General features: G+C 35.0%; 35 protein-coding genes, 2 tRNA genes and 1 rRNA gene. All 38 read right to left on the minus strand.

The features are described from left to right. Positions 1-6: 6 nt before the first annotated feature. The gene (locus ACJDUG_RS11480; RefSeq protein ID WP_406770035.1) at positions 7-822 is read right to left on the minus strand and encodes an energy-coupling factor transporter transmembrane component T family protein; all 816 of its coding nucleotides are present in this window, start codon (positions 820-822) and stop codon (positions 7-9) included. Beyond that, positions 815-1,678, minus strand: coding sequence for an energy-coupling factor transporter ATPase (locus ACJDUG_RS11485; protein WP_406770036.1), 864 nt, complete (start codon positions 1,676-1,678; stop codon positions 815-817). Before ACJDUG_RS11485 ends, ACJDUG_RS11480 begins: the two co-directional genes overlap by 8 nt. Beyond that, positions 1,663-2,508 carry an energy-coupling factor transporter ATPase gene (locus ACJDUG_RS11490; protein WP_406770037.1) on the minus strand — a complete coding sequence of 282 codons (846 nt, stop codon included), beginning with the start codon at positions 2,506-2,508 and terminating at the stop codon, positions 1,663-1,665. Before ACJDUG_RS11490 ends, ACJDUG_RS11485 begins: the two co-directional genes overlap by 16 nt. A 146-nt stretch (positions 2,509-2,654) precedes the next feature. Then, positions 2,655-2,996, minus strand: coding sequence for a 50S ribosomal protein L17 (gene rplQ, locus ACJDUG_RS11495; RefSeq protein WP_406763126.1), 342 nt, complete (start codon positions 2,994-2,996; stop codon positions 2,655-2,657). A gap of 92 nt (positions 2,997-3,088) precedes the next feature. Beyond that, positions 3,089-4,036 (minus strand): DNA-directed RNA polymerase subunit alpha, encoded by a 948-nt coding sequence (locus tag ACJDUG_RS11500; protein WP_406770038.1) that lies wholly within the window; start codon positions 4,034-4,036, stop codon positions 3,089-3,091. A gap of 61 nt (positions 4,037-4,097) precedes the next feature. Further along, positions 4,098-4,718, minus strand: a complete 621-nt coding sequence (rpsD, locus tag ACJDUG_RS11505) for a 30S ribosomal protein S4 (protein WP_406770039.1) — start codon at positions 4,716-4,718, stop codon at positions 4,098-4,100. Positions 4,719-4,762: 44 nt separating this feature from the next. After that, positions 4,763-5,161 (minus strand): 30S ribosomal protein S11, encoded by a 399-nt coding sequence (rpsK, locus tag ACJDUG_RS11510; RefSeq protein WP_406763123.1) that lies wholly within the window; start codon positions 5,159-5,161, stop codon positions 4,763-4,765. A 15-nt stretch (positions 5,162-5,176) separates the two neighbouring features. After that, a complete protein-coding gene (rpsM, locus tag ACJDUG_RS11515) occupies positions 5,177-5,548 on the minus strand; it encodes a 30S ribosomal protein S13 (protein WP_406770040.1) in 372 nt (123 codons plus the stop codon). Between the two features lie 125 nt (positions 5,549-5,673). Further along, on the minus strand, positions 5,674-5,787 hold the full coding sequence (rpmJ, locus tag ACJDUG_RS11520) for a 50S ribosomal protein L36 (RefSeq protein WP_003373491.1): 114 nt from the start codon (positions 5,785-5,787) through the stop codon (positions 5,674-5,676). Positions 5,788-5,802: 15 nt separating this feature from the next. Further along, positions 5,803-6,021, minus strand: a complete 219-nt coding sequence (gene infA / locus ACJDUG_RS11525) for a translation initiation factor IF-1 (RefSeq protein WP_406763121.1) — start codon at positions 6,019-6,021, stop codon at positions 5,803-5,805. 7 nt (positions 6,022-6,028) lie between these two features. Continuing rightward, positions 6,029-6,310, minus strand: a complete 282-nt coding sequence (locus tag ACJDUG_RS11530; protein WP_406770041.1) for an RNA-binding protein — start codon at positions 6,308-6,310, stop codon at positions 6,029-6,031. Between the two features lie 13 nt (positions 6,311-6,323). Then, a complete protein-coding gene (map, locus tag ACJDUG_RS11535; RefSeq protein ID WP_406770042.1) occupies positions 6,324-7,070 on the minus strand; it encodes a type I methionyl aminopeptidase in 747 nt (248 codons plus the stop codon). Continuing rightward, complete coding sequence (locus ACJDUG_RS11540) at positions 7,070-7,720, minus strand: adenylate kinase (RefSeq protein WP_406770043.1); 651 nt, start codon at positions 7,718-7,720, stop codon at positions 7,070-7,072. Before ACJDUG_RS11540 ends, map begins: the two co-directional genes overlap by 1 nt. A gap of 19 nt (positions 7,721-7,739) precedes the next feature. Next, on the minus strand, positions 7,740-9,017 hold the full coding sequence (gene secY, locus ACJDUG_RS11545; protein WP_406770044.1) for a preprotein translocase subunit SecY: 1,278 nt from the start codon (positions 9,015-9,017) through the stop codon (positions 7,740-7,742). Further along, on the minus strand, positions 9,018-9,458 hold the full coding sequence (gene rplO, locus ACJDUG_RS11550; protein WP_406770045.1) for a 50S ribosomal protein L15: 441 nt from the start codon (positions 9,456-9,458) through the stop codon (positions 9,018-9,020). 17 nt (positions 9,459-9,475) lie between these two features. Further along, the gene (gene rpmD, locus ACJDUG_RS11555) at positions 9,476-9,655 is read right to left on the minus strand and encodes a 50S ribosomal protein L30 (RefSeq protein WP_406763116.1); all 180 of its coding nucleotides are present in this window, start codon (positions 9,653-9,655) and stop codon (positions 9,476-9,478) included. Between the two features lie 12 nt (positions 9,656-9,667). After that, positions 9,668-10,165, minus strand: coding sequence for a 30S ribosomal protein S5 (rpsE, locus tag ACJDUG_RS11560; protein WP_406763115.1), 498 nt, complete (start codon positions 10,163-10,165; stop codon positions 9,668-9,670). A gap of 17 nt (positions 10,166-10,182) precedes the next feature. Further along, positions 10,183-10,542, minus strand: coding sequence for a 50S ribosomal protein L18 (rplR, locus tag ACJDUG_RS11565; RefSeq protein ID WP_406770046.1), 360 nt, complete (start codon positions 10,540-10,542; stop codon positions 10,183-10,185). A 71-nt stretch (positions 10,543-10,613) separates the two neighbouring features. Then, positions 10,614-11,156 carry a 50S ribosomal protein L6 gene (gene rplF / locus ACJDUG_RS11570; protein ID WP_406770047.1) on the minus strand — a complete coding sequence of 181 codons (543 nt, stop codon included), beginning with the start codon at positions 11,154-11,156 and terminating at the stop codon, positions 10,614-10,616. A 22-nt stretch (positions 11,157-11,178) separates the two neighbouring features. Further along, complete coding sequence (rpsH, locus tag ACJDUG_RS11575; RefSeq protein WP_406770048.1) at positions 11,179-11,577, minus strand: 30S ribosomal protein S8; 399 nt, start codon at positions 11,575-11,577, stop codon at positions 11,179-11,181. 33 nt (positions 11,578-11,610) lie between these two features. Next, entirely contained in the window at positions 11,611-11,796 is a 186-nt protein-coding gene (locus ACJDUG_RS11580; protein ID WP_406763111.1) for a type Z 30S ribosomal protein S14, read from the minus strand. Positions 11,797-11,812: 16 nt separating this feature from the next. Further along, positions 11,813-12,355, minus strand: coding sequence for a 50S ribosomal protein L5 (gene rplE, locus ACJDUG_RS11585; protein WP_406763110.1), 543 nt, complete (start codon positions 12,353-12,355; stop codon positions 11,813-11,815). Between the two features lie 22 nt (positions 12,356-12,377). After that, positions 12,378-12,701 carry a 50S ribosomal protein L24 gene (rplX, locus tag ACJDUG_RS11590; RefSeq protein WP_406763109.1) on the minus strand — a complete coding sequence of 108 codons (324 nt, stop codon included), beginning with the start codon at positions 12,699-12,701 and terminating at the stop codon, positions 12,378-12,380. 18 nt (positions 12,702-12,719) lie between these two features. Beyond that, positions 12,720-13,088: a 50S ribosomal protein L14 gene (gene rplN / locus ACJDUG_RS11595; protein ID WP_406763108.1), complete on the minus strand. Its 369-nt coding sequence runs from the start codon at positions 13,086-13,088 to the stop codon at positions 12,720-12,722. A gap of 27 nt (positions 13,089-13,115) precedes the next feature. Next, entirely contained in the window at positions 13,116-13,370 is a 255-nt protein-coding gene (rpsQ, locus tag ACJDUG_RS11600) for a 30S ribosomal protein S17 (RefSeq protein WP_406770049.1), read from the minus strand. A 22-nt stretch (positions 13,371-13,392) separates the two neighbouring features. Continuing rightward, entirely contained in the window at positions 13,393-13,605 is a 213-nt protein-coding gene (gene rpmC, locus ACJDUG_RS11605) for a 50S ribosomal protein L29 (RefSeq protein WP_406763106.1), read from the minus strand. Beyond that, entirely contained in the window at positions 13,595-14,038 is a 444-nt protein-coding gene (gene rplP, locus ACJDUG_RS11610) for a 50S ribosomal protein L16 (protein WP_406763105.1), read from the minus strand. Before rplP ends, rpmC begins: the two co-directional genes overlap by 11 nt. Before the next feature lie 17 nt (positions 14,039-14,055). Continuing rightward, entirely contained in the window at positions 14,056-14,721 is a 666-nt protein-coding gene (rpsC, locus tag ACJDUG_RS11615; RefSeq protein ID WP_406763104.1) for a 30S ribosomal protein S3, read from the minus strand. A 16-nt stretch (positions 14,722-14,737) separates the two neighbouring features. Next, positions 14,738-15,073, minus strand: coding sequence for a 50S ribosomal protein L22 (gene rplV, locus ACJDUG_RS11620; protein ID WP_406763103.1), 336 nt, complete (start codon positions 15,071-15,073; stop codon positions 14,738-14,740). A gap of 23 nt (positions 15,074-15,096) precedes the next feature. After that, complete coding sequence (gene rpsS, locus ACJDUG_RS11625; RefSeq protein ID WP_406763102.1) at positions 15,097-15,381, minus strand: 30S ribosomal protein S19; 285 nt, start codon at positions 15,379-15,381, stop codon at positions 15,097-15,099. A 76-nt stretch (positions 15,382-15,457) separates the two neighbouring features. Then, on the minus strand, positions 15,458-16,291 hold the full coding sequence (gene rplB / locus ACJDUG_RS11630) for a 50S ribosomal protein L2 (RefSeq protein ID WP_406763101.1): 834 nt from the start codon (positions 16,289-16,291) through the stop codon (positions 15,458-15,460). Positions 16,292-16,349: 58 nt separating this feature from the next. After that, the gene (gene rplW, locus ACJDUG_RS11635) at positions 16,350-16,643 is read right to left on the minus strand and encodes a 50S ribosomal protein L23 (RefSeq protein ID WP_406770050.1); all 294 of its coding nucleotides are present in this window, start codon (positions 16,641-16,643) and stop codon (positions 16,350-16,352) included. After that, positions 16,643-17,263, minus strand: a complete 621-nt coding sequence (gene rplD, locus ACJDUG_RS11640; protein WP_406770051.1) for a 50S ribosomal protein L4 — start codon at positions 17,261-17,263, stop codon at positions 16,643-16,645. The genes rplW and rplD overlap by 1 nt, the downstream gene beginning before the upstream one ends. Positions 17,264-17,288: 25 nt before the next feature. Beyond that, positions 17,289-17,918, minus strand: a complete 630-nt coding sequence (gene rplC / locus ACJDUG_RS11645; protein WP_406770052.1) for a 50S ribosomal protein L3 — start codon at positions 17,916-17,918, stop codon at positions 17,289-17,291. An 83-nt stretch (positions 17,919-18,001) separates the two neighbouring features. Then, on the minus strand, positions 18,002-18,310 hold the full coding sequence (rpsJ, locus tag ACJDUG_RS11650) for a 30S ribosomal protein S10 (RefSeq protein ID WP_252131656.1): 309 nt from the start codon (positions 18,308-18,310) through the stop codon (positions 18,002-18,004). Positions 18,311-18,648: 338 nt separating this feature from the next. Further along, a tRNA-Leu gene (locus ACJDUG_RS11655) sits at positions 18,649-18,732 on the minus strand. 8 nt (positions 18,733-18,740) lie between these two features. Further along, positions 18,741-18,815, minus strand: a tRNA-Glu gene (locus ACJDUG_RS11660). A gap of 5 nt (positions 18,816-18,820) precedes the next feature. After that, positions 18,821-18,937: ribosomal RNA gene (gene rrf / locus ACJDUG_RS11665) — 5S ribosomal RNA — on the minus strand. Between the last annotated feature and the right edge of the window lie 118 nt (positions 18,938-19,055).

The following is a 19,055-nucleotide window of genomic DNA, read 5'->3' on the forward strand; positions in this document are numbered from 1 at the left end:
ATTACACTATACTGCCTTCCACCAGAACCTGCTTGCGATACACAATATGGTAAATATAATTGTAAAGAGGCCTCCAAGAAAATCTTTATTTGTAAGATGCAGTTCTTTCATTCTTGTTCTGCCTTCTCCACCCCTGTAACATCGTGCTTCCATTGCCATTGCCAGCTCATCTGCTCTTCTAAAGGAGCTGATAAACAACGGTACTAGTAAAGGTATTAAATTTTTTGCCCTATTTAGTAAATTTCCGCTTTCAAAATCTGCCCCTCTTGCCTTCTGAGCTTTCATTATTTTATCAGTTTCATCCATAAGTGTGGGAATGAATCTTAATGCAATAGTCATCATCATAGCAAGCTCGTGAGCAGGAACTCCAATTTTTTTAAAAGGATTTAATAATTTTTCTATACCATCTGTAAGCTCAATTGGTGAAGTTGCCAGGGTCAATAAGGAAGTTCCTATAATTAAAAAGGTTAGTCTCAGTATCATAAAGGCAGCCAGCACTAAGCCTTCTCTATATATTCTTATAACTCCATAATGGAACAAGGGCTCCCCAGTTCCATTTGTCATAAGTATATTAATTATGGCAGTAAATAACAATAACACAAAAATAGGTTTCAAGCCTTTATAAATATACCTGAAAGGAATTTTAGATATAGCAATTGAAATTGCAGTAAATGCTATAACAAAAATATATCCTTCAAAATTATTGACTAAGAATAGAGATATAACGTAGACTATAGAGATTAATATTTTAACCCTAGGATCTAACTTATGTACGAAAGATTCGCCAGGTATATATTGGCCAATAGTAATATCTTTAATCATCTTCAGCCCCCCTTAAAACCTTTAATATCTCTTTCTTAGCTTGATCAATTGTATATGCTTCCTTAGATACAGGAAAGCCTTTTTCATTAAGGCTTCGCATTAAATAAGTAACTTGAGGAACAGCTAGCCCTACACTTTCCAGAGTGTCTATTTCATTAAATATTTTACTTGGCGGGCCATCTAATATGCATTTACCCTTATGCATTACTAATATTCTATCTGCTACCTTAGCAACATCTTCCATGCTATGTGAAACCAATATGATTGTCATATGGTATTCATTATGAAGAAGTTTGACTTGATTTAATATATCATCTCTGCCCTTAGGATCTAATCCTGCAGTTGGCTCATCTAAAATAAGCACAGAAGGTTCCATTGCTACAACCCCAGCAATAGCTACTCTTCTTTTTTGTCCTCCGCTTAGATCAAAGGGAGATTTATCTTTATAGGTCTCATAGTCAAGCCCAACCATTTCCATAGCTTTTCTAACCCTTTTATTTATATCAGCTTCAGAAAGGCCCAAATTTTTTGGTCCAAAAGCTATATCTTTTTCAATTGTCTCTTCAAACAATTGGTATTCTGGGTATTGAAATACAAGGCCAACTTTCTTTCTAATATCACTCAGTTTTACACCTTTTTCAGTAATGTCAATATCATTAACATATATTTTGCCGCTGTCAGCTTTTAGAAGCCCATTAATATGTTGTATCAATGTAGACTTTCCGGAGCCTGTATGTCCTATAAGTGCAACAAACTCTCCATCCCTTATTTCTATTGATACATCATCTAAGGCTTTTTTTTCAAATGGAGATCTTTTCATATAAGTATGCGTTAAATTCTCTATTTTAATTGGCATAATGCACTCACCATCTCATTTATCGTTAATATATCTGTATTAATATTGAGTCCGCTTTTCTTAAGTTCATAGGCAAGCTCAGTTACCTGCGGAACATCCAAGCCAATCTTTTTCATTTCAGATACATGATTAAAAATTTCCCTTGGTTTTCCCTGCATAATAATATTGCCTTCATCCATAACTATAATTCTGTCTGCTTGTGCAGCTTCTTCCATAAAATGAGTTATAAGAATAATAGTAATTCCAAAATCTCTATTTATTTGCTTTATTGTCTTCATAACTTCTCTTCTACCTATTGGATCCAGCATCGCTGTAGGTTCATCGAAAACAATGCACTCTGGTCTCATAGCTAATATGCCTGCTATGGCTATTCTCTGCTTTTGACCACCAGATAAAAGATGAGGTGCATGTCTTCTGTATTCCAGCATGTCAACAGTTTTTAAAGCCTCATTTACTCTTTTTCTAATTTCTTTAGGTTCTATACCCAAATTTTCCGGTCCAAAAGCCACATCCTCTTCCACAATAGTAGCAACTAATTGATTATCTGGATTTTGAAATACCATACCTGCCTTATTTCTAATATTCCAGACCTCTGATAGATTAGATGTATCTAAGCCATCCACTAAAACTTTTCCACCACTAGGTAAAAGTAAGGCATTGATATGTTTAGCTAGGGTTGATTTCCCAGAACCATTACGTCCTAGGACAACTATAAACTCACCTTTTTTAACCTCTAAGTTTATGTCATTAACTGCTATTTTACCAGCAGTATTATCTTCAGAAGTATATTTGTACAGAAGATTCTTACACTCCACCATATTGTTATTCATAAAAAACCTCCAAGTATCCCTTTGGAGCACAAAACAATTATTCATTGTTTTGCTCCTTGTATTCCCCAAGGGCACATAACAATCTGCTATTGTTATGCCTCTATTGCAAAAAAGGGACTAAGTTAGTAACTTAATCCCTTTTCACATTATACTAACTCTAGTATAACCATTTCTGCTCCGTCGCCTCTTCTTGGACCTACTTTGTACATTCTAGTATATCCACCGTTTCTTTCAGCGTACTTTGGTGCAACCTTTTCAAATAAATCATTTACTACTGTTTCTTCAGTAACAAAAGCAAGTACTTGTCTTCTTGCATGAAGATCTCCTCTTTTTGCAAGAGTGATCATCTTTTCTGCAATATTTCTAGTTTCCTTTGCTCTAGTATCAGTAGTTTCTATCTTTCCATGCTTAAGAAAACTTGTAACTAAGTTTCTAAGCATTGCTCTTCTTTGGTCTGTTGGACGACCTAACTTACGATATCCTGCCATGTCTTTACCTCCTTTTATAAACTCGTGAAATACGAATCAATTTAGAAAGTTAAGTTGTTTATAAGACTCATTTGAAATTACAAACAGCCTTATTATTCTTCACTTACCCTTAAGCCTAGTCCTAAAGCATCAAGCTTTTGCTCAACTTCTTCTAAAGACTTTTTACCTAAGTTTCTTACCTTCATCATATCATCCATAGATCTCTGAGTTAATTCTTGAACTGTATTAATTCCAGCTCTCTTTAAGCAATTATAGCTTCTAACAGAAAGATCAAGTTCCTCAATTGTCATTTCTAAAACTTTTTCTTTCTTATCTTCTTCTTTTTCAACCATAATTTCTACATTATTTGCATGATCAGTTAATGTAGTAAATAGTTTAAAATGTTCTATAAGAATCCTTGCAGATAATCCTATAGCTTCATCAGGGTTAATAGTACCATTAGTCCATATTTCTAAAGTTAATTTATCATAGTCAGTTATTTGACCTACTCTAGTATTTTCAACAGTAAAATTAACTCTTTTAACTGGTGTATAAATTGAGTCTACAGGAATAGTATTAATTGGTAGGTTCTCATTCTTATTCTTAGTTTGAGATACATAACCTCTACCCCTATCAATAATAATTTCCATATAAAGCCTGCCATTATTATCTAAGGTTGCTATATGTAAATCCTTATTGATTATTTCAACATCTCCATCAGTTTTAATATCTCCTGCTGTTACTTCGCCTTCGCCTTTAGCATCGATATATATTGTTCTTGGACCCTCACCAATCATTGTTATTGCTAAACCTTTAATATTCAGCACTAATTCTGTTACATCCTCTTTTACCCCTTGAACAGTTGAGAATTCATGAAGTACATTTTCGATTTTTACAGAAGTTGCTGCAACACCAGGTAGTGAAGACAATAAAATCCTTCTTAGTGCATTGCCAAGTGTTATACCATATCCACGTTCTAATGGCTCAACTACGAATTTACCATAGCTGCCATCTTCATTAAGCTCAGTACATTCAATTTTTGGCTTTTCTATTTCTAACATTATTATAACCCTCCTTATTTATTAATTTATCTCTATTATGAGGGCAACTGATTCCTTTTTATTACTTGCTATATAACTCAACTATTAATGTTTCATTTACTGGAATGTCTATGTCAGCTCTAGCTGGTTCAGCAACAATTTTTCCTTCAAAATTTTCTACATTTCCTTGTATCCAATTTGGAAGAGCCTTAGGATTTTCAGCAAATACTTTGAATCTCTCGCTACTTCTGCTCTTTTCTGAAACAGTTATAACATCACCTACTGAAACTTCAAATGATGGAATATCCACCTTTCTTCCGTTTACTAAGAAATGTCCATGATTTACTAACTGTCTAGCTTCTCTTCTTGAAGATCCATAACCTAATCTAAATACTACATTATCAAGTCTCATCTCTAGAAGTTTTAAAAGATTTTCACCAGTGATTCCCCTCATTCTTTCAGCCTTTTCATAGTACTTTCTGAATTGACCTTCAAGTAATTCGTAGATTCTCTTAGCTTTTTGCTTCTCTCTTAATTGAACACCATAGTTAGATAACTTTTTCTTACCTTGTCCGTGCTGTCCTGGCGCATAGCCTCTTCTAGCAAATGCACATTTATCTGTATAACATCTATCCCCTTTAAGGAATAGCTTCATTCCTTCTCTTCTGCATTGTCTGCAGTGAGCTCCAGTATATCTTGCCATTAAATTCTACACCTCCTGTATTTATATGTGAATACAGCTGCTAACTAAACTCTTCTTCTCTTAGGTGGTCTGCAGCCATTATGTGGTATTGGAGTTACGTCTTTTATTAAAGTTACTTCTAGTCCTGCAGCTTGAAGAGATCTTATTGCAGCTTCTCTACCTGCTCCTGGTCCTTTAACATATACTTCAATACTTCTTAAGCCATGTTCCATTGCGGCCTTAGCAGCTACTTCAGCTGCCATTTGAGCTGCATATGGAGTGCTTTTTCTTGATCCTCTAAAACCTAATCCACCTGCACTTGCCCATGATAAAGCGTTTCCATTTTTATCTGTAAGTGTAACTATAGAGTTATTAAAAGTGGATTTTATATGTGCAGCGCCGTGTTCAACGTTCTTTCTTTCTTTTCTTCTTCTAGTCTTCTTAACTTTAGACTGAGCTGCCATTTTCATACCTCCCTATTATTTCTTCTTTTTAGCCCCCATAGCTCTCTTTGGGCCTTTTCTTGTTCTTGCATTAGTCTTAGTTCTTTGACCTCTAACAGGAAGTCCTTTTCTATGTCTTATTCCTCTATAACATCCTATTTCAACTAATCTCTTAATGCTAAGAGATACGTCTCTTCGAAGATCTCCTTCAACCTTGAAGTTCTTGTTAATGTAGTCTCTAAGTGCATTAACTTCTTCTTCAGTTAAGTCCTTTACTCTTGTATCTGGATTAACTCCAGTTTCTTTTAGTATATTTTTTGAACTTGGTAATCCTATACCATATATATATGTTAGACCTATTTCAACTCTTTTTTCCTTTGGTAGGTCAACACCTGCTATTCTTGCCATTAAATCTTACACCTCCTAGGTTTTAATCAAAAGTACATACTTATTAATGAATATATATATATTAAAGCTTTAGGTCAATAGACAGCATCTATTGTCAGCCGCACCTAAAACAGTATTAACATTTACTAGCCTTGCTTCTGCTTGTGCTTAGGATTTTCACAAATAACCATGACTCTTCCTTTTCTCTTTATAACCTTGCACTTTTCGCATATTGGTTTTACTGATGGTCTTACTTTCATGGCTAACCCTCCTTATTACTTCGCTCTCCAAGTAATTCTACCGCGAGTTAAGTCATATGGAGATAACTCCACAGTAACTTTATCACCTGGTATAATTCTTATAAAATTCATTCTCAATTTTCCTGATAAATGTGCCAGTATTTCATGACCACTTTCTAATTCAACTCTAAACATAGCATTAGGTAGTGCTTCTAATACCTTACCCTGCATTTCAATTACATCATCTTTTGACATAAGGTAATCAAACCTCCTCCTTAGAGTTCATTCTTTCTATAACCTTTTTTACTGTACTATTACTAACCTTATCTCCTGCTTCTAAAATTTCTTTAATTTCTTCAGCAGTATCATTTGTAATCTTAAGGTGCTTCATCTTTTTCTTCTTAGGTCTTTCTGTAGGCCTTAACTTCCCATCTGAAATATAGACATAATCCTTATTTATTATACCTAGTATTATAAAAAGTTTATCTTTGTCTCTTCCGGATATTGAATAAGCAAGCCTTCCGATTATATCCAAATTAGTCAAATATACCACCTCATTAGACAAGTGTTAGTATTTCTGGTCCGTTCTTTAAAATGGCTACAGTATTTTCATAATGTGCTGACAGGCTGCCATCAGCTGTTACAACAGTCCAGTCATTTGCCTGAACTTTCACATCATAATCACCTATATTAACCATTGGCTCAATAGCTAATACCATGCCATGTACTAGTTTAGGCCCTCTTCCTGGTCTTCCAAAGTTAGGTACTTCAGGATCTTCATGCATATCTCTACCAATGCCATGACCTACAAAGTCACGAACAACTGAATATCCATAACTTTCAACATAATTTTGTACTGCAGCTGAAATATCTGTAAGCCTATTACCTACGCAGGCCTTTTCTACCGCTTTAAAAAAGCTATCTCTAGTAACTTGAATTAGCTTATCTGCATCAGCAGAAACTTTTCCTACGGGAATAGTCCTTGCCGCATCTCCTTGGTAGCCATTTAATATAGCCCCGCAGTCAATACTTATTATGTCACCTTCCTCTAATACCCTGCCACTTGGAAATCCATGTACTACTTCTTCATTAACAGAAGCACATATGGAAGCAGGAAACCCATGATAACCTTTGAAAGATGGCTTTGCATTATGACTCACAATGAACTCTTCTGCTATTCTATCAATTTCAGCAGTGGTTATTCCTGGCTTTATTACTTGTTCAAGTCTTGCTAAGGTTTCTCCAACAAGCCTACCCGCATTCCTCATATACTCTATTTCTAAATCATTTTTTATTATTATCATTAAATATCTCTCCCTAGGATCTCACAAATATTCTTAAATACATCATCTATTGATTGAGTTCCATCAACAACTACAAGCTTATTTTTCTCCTTGTAATAATTAATTAAAGGCTGAGTTTGAAGATCATAAATCTCAAGTCTTCGTTTTACAGTGTCTTCCATATCGTCTACTCTTTGAACAATCTCACTGCCGCAGTAATCACATTTCCCTTCTACAATAGGAGGATTAAATGTTTTGTGATAACTTGCACCACAAGAGAGACAAACTCTTCTTCCACTCATACGATTGATGATAAATTCATGTGGGACATCAATTAATAAAACATAATCTAGTTCTTCATTCATCTTTTCTAAGTACTTGTCAAAAGCCTTTGCTTGCACGATTGTACGCGGAAAACCATCTAATAAGTAACCATTTCTACAATCCGGCTGCTCTAATCTTTCCTCAACTAAGACGATTGTGATTTCATCAGATACTAATTGCCCTTTATCAATGTCCTTCTTTGCAACAATACCTAGGGGTGTCATTTCCGAAATATTCTTTCGGAAAATATCACCAGTAGATATGTGAGATATTGAAAATTTGCTGCTTATTGATTTTGCTTGAGTACCTTTCCCAGCACCAGGAGGCCCTATTAATACTATTTTCAATTGCACCATCTCCAGAAAGTTATTTTAAAAATCCTTGATAATGACGCATTACTAAATGGGATTCCATTTGTCTCATAGTATCCAATGCGACACTAACCATAATTAGTAAGCTAGTTCCTCCAAATTGAATACCTTGGAATTTAGTATACCCCTGCATAATTACTGGAAAAACAGCAATAATTGCAGCAAAAGCTCCGCCAATTAGTGCTACTCTAGTCAAAACTTTTTCAATATACTTTGCTGTACTATCACCTGGTCTTATTCCTGGAATAAAACCAGAGGACTTATGCATATTTTCAGCCATTTCATCTGGCTTAAAGGTAACTTGTGCATAAAACCAGGAAAAGAATAATATCAATAAAAAGAACACAATGGAATACATCCATGAGTTAGATTTAAATGGACTAAACTTCCCTGATGTTATTACTTGAAACACAGTTGAATTTGGCCAAAACTGAGCAATTGTAGCTGGAAATTGCATAACTGAAGTTGCAAATATAATCGCAATAACCCCAGTAGCATTCATATTTATAGGTATATGAGTTGATTGTCCTTTAAAGGACTTATTTCCAACTGTTTTCCCTGCATATTGAACAGGTATTCTTCTTTCAGCTAAACTCATCACAATAACTGCTAATAATAAGACTGCAATAACTGCTATAAACATTATAACCTGTACTACGTTAACTTCTTCTGCCTTTTGGAGTCCCGCAACTTGATAAATAGATAAAGGAAGTCTTGATATAATATTAATAAAAACTAAAAGAGAAATACCATTACCAAGTCCCTTAACTGTTATCTGATCACCTAGCCACATTAGAAATATGGAGGCTGTAGTAACAGTCAACATTATAATAAATACACTCAAAGTTGAAGTGTCTTTTAGTGCATGTTGATTTGCTATTAGCACGTAAGTCGTAAAAGACTGTAATATGGCAAATCCAACTGCTGCATATCTAGTATAATTTTGAATCTTTTTTCTTCCATCTTCACCCTCTTTAGAAAGCTGTTCTAAATAAGGTATTGCAATAGTCAATAACTGAAGAACGATAGATGCGTTAATATACGGAATAACACCCATTGCAAATATATTAAACTTACTGAAAGCACCACCTGAAATTAAATCATAAAATCCAAGTAGAGTTCCTGAGTTAGCAATGTTCTGCAGTGCAGTATTATCAACTCCTGGAACTAAGATATGATTTCCGATTCTATATATTGCAACGAAGAATAAAGTGTATAATAATTTTTTCTTTAAGTCGGGAGTTCTCCATGCATTACGTAGGGTTGATAACATTTATACCACCTCAATTTTTCCCCCAGCCGCTTGTATTTTCTCAGCTGCAGTTTTTGTAAATTTCGCTGCTTTAACTGTCAAGCTCTTCTGTAAATCCCCATTTCCAAGTACTTTTACACCATCGTATAATTTGCTTACTACTCTTCTTTCAAGTAATAATTCTGGTGTTACAACAGTACCATCTTCAAAAATATTTAGTCTATCAATATTTATTGCAGCATATTCTTTTGCAAATATGTTAGTAAAACCTCTCTTTGGAAGTCTTCTAAATAAAGGCATCTGACCGCCTTCGAATCCAAGTCTTACTCCGCCGCCTGATCTTGACCATTGTCCTTTTTCACCTTTTCCAGAATTTCTACCTAATCCTGAACCAGTTCCTCTACCAACTCTTTTAGGGCTTTTTTTAGCACCCTCAGCAGGCTTTAAATCTTGAAGTCTCATTATCTACACCTCCTCAATTATACTTCTTTTACTTCTAAAAGATAGTTTATTTTATTTATCATACCTCTTATTTGAGGAGTATCCTCTTTTTCAACGCTCTTACCAATTGTTCTTAGTCCAAGAGCGTTAGCTGTAGCTATATGACTGTCTAATCTTCCTATTAGACTTTTCTTTAGTGTAATCTGTAACTTAGCCATAGTCAAACCCTCCTAACCTAGAATTTCTTCAACGGTCTTGCCTCTAAGCTTAGCTATATCTTCAGCTGTTCTTAGACTTGCCAAACCATTAATAGTAGCATTAACCATGTTTCTTGGATTATTAGATCCAAGAGACTTAGCTCTAACATCTTTTAATCCTGCAAGTTCAAGAACTGCTCTAGCAGGACCTCCTGCGATTACTCCAGTACCTTCTGAAGCAGGCATTATAAGAACTTTACCTTTACCAAATTCTCCAGCTATTTGATGAGGAACTGTTGTTCCAACGATAGGTACATTAACAAGATTTTTCTTTGCATCTTCAATTCCTTTTCTTATAGCTTCAGGAATTTCTATAGATTTTCCAATGCCAACGCCAACGTGGCCATTTTCATCTCCAACAACTACAAGAGCGCTGAATCTGAAATTTCTACCACCTTTAACAACCTTAGCAACTCTATTTATAAAAACAACTTTTTCTTTAAGCTCTAGTGTGCTAGGATCAATTCTCATTTATTTCCCTCCTTTTTTTAGAATTCTAGTCCATTTTCTCTTGCGCCTTCTGCAAGTTCTTGTATTCTTCCGTGATATATAAATCCGCCTCTATCAAATACTACAGACTTAATTCCTTTTTCTGCTGCTCTCATGGCAATAAGCTTACCAACTTCTTTAGCTGCTGCCTTATTACTTCCAACACCATTAAATTCTTTATCTAATGTTGAAGCTGCAGCTAAAGTTACTTGAGCAACATCATCAATTATTTGAGCATATATGTTTCTTTCACTTCTATATACTGCTAATCTAGGTCTTTCAGCAGTCCCAGAAACCTTTTTACGGATTCTTAAATGACGTCTAACTCTAGCTTCTTGTCTATCATCTTTTCTAATCATGAAGTACACTCCTTTCTCTATTTGTCAATACTCTAAATTGCTTTATACGCATTGACTTATGATTACCTCATTTATTTCTTACCAGTTTTACCTTCTTTACGTCTAATAACTTCGTTATCATACTTAATACCCTTACCTTTATATGGCTCAGGTTTTCTCCAAGTTCTAATATCTGCTGCTATTGCTCCAACTAACTCTTTATCAATACCTTTAACGATAACTTTTGTAGGAGCTGGAGTTTCAAAATCTATTCCACTAACTGCATTTATTTCAACTGGATGGGAATATCCAAGACTTAATACTAATTTCTTACCTTGAAGTGTTGCTCTATAACCAACACCAACTAACTCTAAAGTTTTCTGGTATCCTGTTGTAACACCAGTAACCATGTTATTAACTAAAGCTCTAGTTAAACCGTGTAGAGCCTTTTGCTCTTTTTCATCATTATTTCTAGTTACAACTATTGAATTGTCCTCAACAGCTATATTTATTTTTGTGCTCATAGCTTTAACAAGCTGGCCTTTAGGTCCTTTTACAGTAACAACGTTATCTGGTGTTACTGTAACATTAACACCGCTTGGTATAGCTACTGGAAGTTTTCCTATTCTTGACATTGATTGCACCTCCTCTGTTAAACTACCAGATGTAGCAGATAACTTCTCCACCTAGTCCTAATTTTCTTGCATCTCTATCAGTAACAATTCCCTTTGAAGTAGAGATTATTGCAACTCCTAGTCCATTTAGCACCTTTGGAGTTTCTTCTTTTCCACAATAAACTCTAAGTCCTGGCTTAGAAATTCTTCTAAGTCCTGTTATTGTTCTTTGCTTATTAGCACCATATTTCATTGTAAGTCTTAACATAGGTACGGAACCATCATTATATTCCTCTATGTTTTTAAGATATCCTTCTTGTAGCATTATATTTGCAACAGCCTTCTTTATATTTGAAGACGGAACTTCTACCATTTCATGTCTAACCACATTAGCATTTCTAATACGGGTTAGTAAATCTGCAATAGGATCTGTCATTGCCATTGATTTGTGCCTCCTTTCATTCAATAAGCTCTATTACCAGCTTGCTTTCTTACATCCAGGTATTTGACCTTTGTATGCAAGCTCTCTAAAACAAATACGGCATATTCCAAATTTTTTTAATACAGCATGTGGTCTTCCACAAATTCTGCATCTAGTGTAAGCTCTAGTTGAATACTTAGGCTCTTTATTCCACTTTTCTATCAAAGCTTTACGTGCCACGTTTTTCCCTCCTTAATTACTGAGCAAATGGCATTCCAAGGAATCTAAGTAATTCTCTTGCTTCCTCGTCAGTCTTCGCAGTAGTAACAAATATTATATCCATACCTCTTACTTTGTCAATTTTATCATATTCAACTTCTGGGAATATCAACTGTTCCTTAATTCCTAAGGAGTAATTTCCTCTTCCATCAAAAGATTTATCTGAAATTCCTCTGAAGTCTCTAACTCTAGGGAGAGCAACATTCATAAGCTTATCAGCAAATTCAAACATTCTGCTCTTTCTTAGAGTAACCTTACAGCCTATTGGCATGTTTTGTCTTATTTTAAAGTTTGCAACTGATTTCTTAGCTCTTGTTAAAATTGGTTTTTGACCAGTTATTAGCTGCATATCAGCCATAGCTGATTCAAGAACCTTAGCGTTTTCTTTTGCTTCTCCAACGCCCATATTTACAACAACTTTATCAAGCTTTGGAACTTCCATTATATTTTTATATCCAAACTTTTCCATCAAAGCTGGAACGACTTCTTTTTCATATTTTTCTTGTAGTCTAGGAACCATTAGTTATACCTCCTTTCAAACATTAAAATGTTTCTCCGCACTTCTTACATACTCTAACTTTAGTTCCGTCATCAAGTATCTTATGGCTTATTCTTGTTACATTCTTGCAGTGATTGCAATATAACATAACTTTAGAACTAAATATTGGTGCTTCCTTCTTAACAATTCCACCCTGCATATTTGTCTTGCTAGGTTTTGTATGTTTGCTGATTATATTAACACCTTTTATTAGAACTTTACCTGTCTTAGGTAATACAGCTAGAACTTCGCCAACTTTGCCTTTATCCTTACCTGATATAACCATTACAGTATCTTTTTTTCTAACATGTAATTTATTATTTTCCATTATAGCCACCTCCCTGTCTTATAGAACTTCAGGTGCTAATGAAAGAATCTTTGTATATTCTTTATCCCTTAGCTCCCTAGCAACAGGTCCAAAGATACGAGTCCCCTTTGGCTGTTTATCATCTTTAATTATAACTGCTGCATTTTCGTCAAACTTTATATAGGATCCGTCAGCTCTTCTTAATCCTTTTACAGATCTAACAATTACTGCCTTTACCACATCACCTTTTTTAACAACTCCGCCTGGTGTTGCACTTTTAACGCTAGCAACTATTACATCACCAATGTTTCCATACTTTCTCCAAGATCCACCTAAAACTCTAATGCACATAATTTCCTTTGCACCAGTGTTATCAGCTACCTTTAACATTGTTTGTTGCTGTATCATGTAAATACCCTCCTTTCAGTGTTAAAGCTATTTAGCTTTCTCAACTATTTCAACAAGTCTCCATCTTTTATCCTTTGATAATGGTCTTGTTTCCATTATTAAAACTCTATCATTTAATTTTGCTTCATTATTCTCATCATGAACTTTAAACTTAGTAGTTCTATTCATTATCTTACCATATAGTGGATGACGTACTTTCGTTTCAACAGCAACAACTACTGTCTTATCCATTTTATCTGAAACAACTCTACCGATTTTTGATTTTCTTATTCCTCTTTCCACTTGGACACTCCTCCTTCCAGTATTACTGTCTTAATGCCCTTAATTCAGCTTCCCTAAGGATGGTCTTAATTTGGGCTATGGATTTTTTAACTTCTCTAATTCTCATTGGATTTTCAAGTTGCCCAGTAGCTAGTTGAAATCTTAAGTTAAATAACTCAGCTTTTAGGCTATTTAATTTTTCTGATAAATCTTGAGGAGTATTTTCTCTAATATCTCTTAACTCATTAGCCTTCATTAATCTCACCACCCATTTCCTCAAAATCTCTTCTAGTAACAAACTTAGTTGAAACTGGAAGTTTGTGTGATGCAAGTCTCATTGCTTCTCTAGCAACTTCTTCAGACACACCTGATAATTCAAATAAAACTCTTCCTGGTTTAACAACTGCTACCCAGAATTCTGGTGAACCTTTACCGGAACCCATACGAGTTTCAGCTGGCTTTTCAGTGACTGGTTTATCTGGGAAAATCTTTATCCAAAGTTTTCCCCCTCTTTTAACATATCTATTTATTGCAATTCTCGCAGATTCAATTTGATTACTTGTAATCCATCCTGGTTCAGTAGCTTGAATGGCAAAATCTCCGTAAGCTATAAAGTTTCCTCTAGTAGCTTTACCTCTCATATTGCCGCGTTGAACCTTACGATGTTTAACTCTTTTAGGCATTAACATATCGTAATCCTCCTTCCTTATGCGTTAGCTACTTCCTTATTAACTTTCTTTGTTGGAAGTACTTCTCCTTTATAAACCCAAACCTTAACTCCTATTTTTCCATAGGTAGTGTCAGCTTCTGCAAATCCATAATTTATATCAGCCCTTAAAGTTTGTAGTGGAATTGTTCCTTCATGATATCTTTCAGACCTTGCAATTTCAGCTCCGCCAAGTCTTCCAGAACACTCAGTTTTAACTCCCTTAACTCCTTGCTTCATTGCTCTTTGAATAGTTTGTTTCATTGCTCTTCTAAAAGCTATTCTTTTTTCTAACTGTTGAGCAATATTCTCAGCCATTAATTGAGCTTCAGTCTCAGGATTTTTCACTTCAACAATGTTTATTAAAAGTGTTTTATCTCCAACCATAGAAATTAACTCTTTTTTTAGTGCTTCAATTCCTTGGCCACCTTTACCAATAACCATACCAGGTTTTGCAGTAAATATATTAAGTTTAACTCTCTTAGCAGCTCTTTCTATTTCTATTTTAGATATTCCTGATTGGAATAGTTTTGCTTTTACAAATTCTCTAATTTTATTATCTTCTATAATATAATCTGAAAAGTTTTTGTTATTAGCATACCATTTAGCATCCCAATCTTTTATTACACCAACTCTTAGTCCGTGTGGATGTACTTTTTGTCCCACTAGATATCCCTCCTTCTTACGCTCTTTCTTTAACTACTAGAGTTATGTGACTTGTTCTCTTCTTTATGCTGAAAGCTCTTCCTTGTGCATGTGGTCTAAACCTTTTTAATACTGGTCCTTGACCTACATATGCTTCAGCCACATATAGTCTATTAACGTCTAAATTTAAATTATTTTCCGCATTAGCTACAACAGATTTTAATAGTTTATTAACTACTACAGCAGCATCCTTCGGAGTGTATTGTAATATAGCAAAAGCTTCTTTAACATTCTTATTTCTTACTAGATCAAGAACAATTCCAACCTTCATTGGAGACATTCTTATATATTTTGCAATAGCTTTAGCTTCCATTGATTGTGACCTCCTTCCCAAGACTATTTTATTCCAGTCTTCTTTTCTGTTCTATCTACATGACCTCTATAAGTTCTAGTTAGTACAAATTCTCCTAACTTGTGCCCTACCATATCTTCTGATATGTAAACAGGAACGTGCTTTCTTCCATCATGTACAGCTATTGTATGACCAATCATTTGTGGAAATATAGTTGAACTTCTAGACCATGTCTTAATAACTTTCTTTTCTCCAACTTTGTTCATTTCATTTATTTTCTTTAATAATCCCTCATGAACAAAAGGTCCTTTCTTAACTGATCTACTCACAGATATTGCCTCCCTTCATTCTACCATCTTATATTAGACAATAATTTAGGAAGAGAATTAAACATTCTCTTCTAAATTATTTAGTATTCCTTCTCTTAACTATTAATCTATCAGAGTACTTCTTATGCTTTCTAGTCTTATAACCAAGAGCTGGCTTGCCCCATGGAGTAAGTGGTCCTGGATGACCTATTGGAGATTTACCTTCTCCACCACCATGTGGATGGTCATTAGGATTCATAACAGATCCTCTAACAGTTGGTCTAACACCTAAGTGTCTCTTTCTTCCTGCATTACCAAGGTTAACAATTTCATGAGTTAAGTTAGAAACTGTACCAATTGTAGCTCTACATTCAATACGAACATATCTCATTTCGCCGCTTGGAAGTCTTAGAGTTGCATAATTACCTTCCTTAGCCATAAGCTGTGCTGAAGCACCTGCACTTCTTACTAGTTGTGCTCCTTTACCAGCTGTTAATTCAATGTTGTGAATTATAGTACCTACTGGTATATTCTTTAATGGTAATGTATTACCAACAACTATATCAGAATCAGCACCAGATACAACTTTATCTCCAACCTTAAGTCCTACTGGAGCAATGATGTATCTCTTTTCACCATCAGCATAAGTAACAAGCGCTATATATGCTGATCTATTTGGATCGTATTCTACTGTAGTAACCTTTGCTGGAATACCATCCTTATCTCTTTTGAAATCAATTAATCTATATTTTTGTTTTGCACCACCACCGTGATGTCTAACAGTTATTTTACCTTGATTATTTCTACCTGCAGTCTTCTTTTTTGCTACAAGAAGAGATTTTTCTGGTATATCTGTTGTTATCTCTTCGAAAGTAGGCATAGTCATTTGTCTTCTAGAAGGTGTGGTAGGATTAAACTTTTTAACTGCCATTCGTGATTCCCTCCTTCTTTTAGCTTTTCTGGCGCTCAGCCAATACCTGCATTATTAATTACATTCCTTCAAAGAACTCTATTGATTTGCTATCTGCAGTTAATTTAACAATAGCTTTCTTGTAATCTGGTCTCTTACCCACATGAACACCAACTCTTTTGTTCTTACCCATGATGTTCATAACTTTAACTTCATCAACTTTTACACCGAAAACATCTTCAATTGCACTTTTTACCATAGTTTTATTTGCATGTACGTCAACTATGAAAGTGTATTTTTTATCTGACATAGAAGCCATACTTTTTTCAGTTATTACTGGTCTTCTAATAATATCATAATTAGTTAGCTTCATTATGCATACACCTCCTCAATTTTAGATACAGCATCTTTAGTAACTATGCATTTTTCATATTTTAATAAGTCATAAACATTAATATTATTAACTGGTATAATTTCTACACCTTCAATATTTCTTGCTGACTTATAAACATTTTCATTTACTTCTGCAGTAATTATTAATGTTTTCTTTACATCAAAAGCATTAAGCATTGCAGCAACTTCCTTAGTCTTAGGGGCAGCTAACTCTAGGCTCTCTAAAACAATTAGGTTATTGTCAACAACCTTTGTTGATAAAGCAGCTTTTAGTGCAACTCTTCTCATTTTCTTAGGTATTGACATGCTATAATCTCTTGGCTTTGGTGCAAATACAATACCACCATGAATCCATTGTGGTGATCTTGTTGAACCTTGTCTAGCTCTACCAGTTCCCTTTTGTCTCCAAGGCTTTATACCGCCTCCAGAAACTTCAGCTCTAGTCTTTGCTGACTGAGTTCCTTGTCTTTTATTTGCAAGCTGAGCAACAACAACTTGATGCATTGCATATGTGTTAATTGGAGCAGCAAATATGTTTTCTGATAATTGGATATCTCCAACCTTTTGTCCTTCTTTATTAAACAATCCTATTGTAGGCATTCTGTATCCTCCTTTCTACCAAAACTTAAGCTTTAACAGAGTTTTTGATTACTACTAAACCCTTATTTGGACCAGGTATTCCACCTTTGATAAGAATTAAATTCTTTTCTGGCATTACCTTTGCAACTTTTAGATTTAATACTGTAGTATTAACATTACCCATGTGTCCTGGCATTTTTTTATTTTTAAATGTTCTTGATGGATAAGATGATGCTCCCATTGAACCAACAGCTCTGTGGAATTTAGATCCGTGAGTCTCAGGCCCTCTATGGAAGTTCCATCTTTTTATAACTCCAGCAAATCCTTTTCCTTTTGATATTCCTGAAACGTCAACTTTATCTCCTGCTGCAAATACGTCAGCCTTTATTTCCTGACCAATCTCATATTCTGCAGAATTTTCAAGTCTTAACTCCTTTACATATCTTTTTAAGGAAACTCCTGCCTTTGTGAAGTGTCCCTTCATTGGCTTGTTTCTTAAACTTTCTCTTACTTCACCAAAACCTACCTGTATTGCTTCATAACCATCATTTTCAACAGTTTTCTTCTGAATTACAACACATGGTCCTGCTTCAACAACAGTAACTGGAATCACTTTTCCGTTTTCATCAAATATTTGAGTCATACCAAGCTTTTTACCTAGTATAGCTTTTTTCATAACCTTTGCACCTCCTAAACATATTAGCGGATTGCCTAGCAATCATAATAGTTCAAATTAATTTCGTACAGTATTATGTACGACTAAAGTTTTATTTCAATATCAACACCTGCTGGCAAGTCTAATCTCATTAGAGCATCAACAGTCTTTGGTGATGGACTGATTATGTCTATTAATCTCTTATGTGTTCTAATTTCGAACTGCTCTCTTGAATCTTTGTACTTATGTGGAGCTCTTAAGATTGTAATAACATCTTTTTCAGTTGGTAGCGGAACTGGTCCAGCCACCTTAGCTCCTGTTGATTTCGCAGTTTCAACAATTTTTTCAGCTGATTGATCCAATATATTGTGATCAAAAGCCTTTAACCTGATTCTGATTTTTTGTTTTGCCATTTTATTTTCCCTCCTTTTCATCGCACGCTTTACTTCCTACGCACAACAGCGGATGTTCCGTAAACTGCTCCGGGTGTTTCATATAAGAAAACGCAATAACACTTTACAAAACTCCGTCGCTTAGTTCTTGACCAAGCATACTCAGCAAAGAATTTCCCGGAAGTCGGCTACCTCTTGCTTCATCGCTGTTATAACATCGCAACTATTATATTATACAATAGAACTATTTCTTTGACAAGTATTTTTTTATTCTTGTCATACCGTAGAGAAATTAAGCATATTTATTTAAAATGAAGAAAAGAACTTCTTAAAAAATAATCTCAAGAAGTTCTTAACTTTGGTGCAGGCGAAGGGAGTCGAACCCCCACGCCGTAGGCGCTAGATCCTAAGTCTAGTGCGTCTGCCATTTCCGCCACGCCTGCATAATATATGGTGACTCCTAGGGGAATCGAACCCCTGTTACCACCGTGAAAGGGTGGTGTCTTAACCGCTTGACCAAGGAGCCATATTTATTGGCAATTACCTACTCTTCCACTTAGTCACCCAAGCAGTACCATCGGCATCTCAAAGCTTAACCTTCGTGTTCGGTATGGGAACGGGTGTAACCTTTGCATCATCATCACCAACTATTTCTTACGTTATGTAAGAAATCAAGAGAATTTGTTTTCTCAAAATTGCACAGATTAAATTATTTGGTCAAGCCCTCGACCTATTAGTATTAGTCAGCTGAACATGTCACCATGCT

Source organism: Candidatus Clostridium stratigraminis (genome assembly GCF_045310675.1).
In the GTDB taxonomy this organism is placed as follows: Bacteria; Bacillota; Clostridia; order Clostridiales; family Clostridiaceae; genus Clostridium_AT; species Clostridium_AT stratigraminis.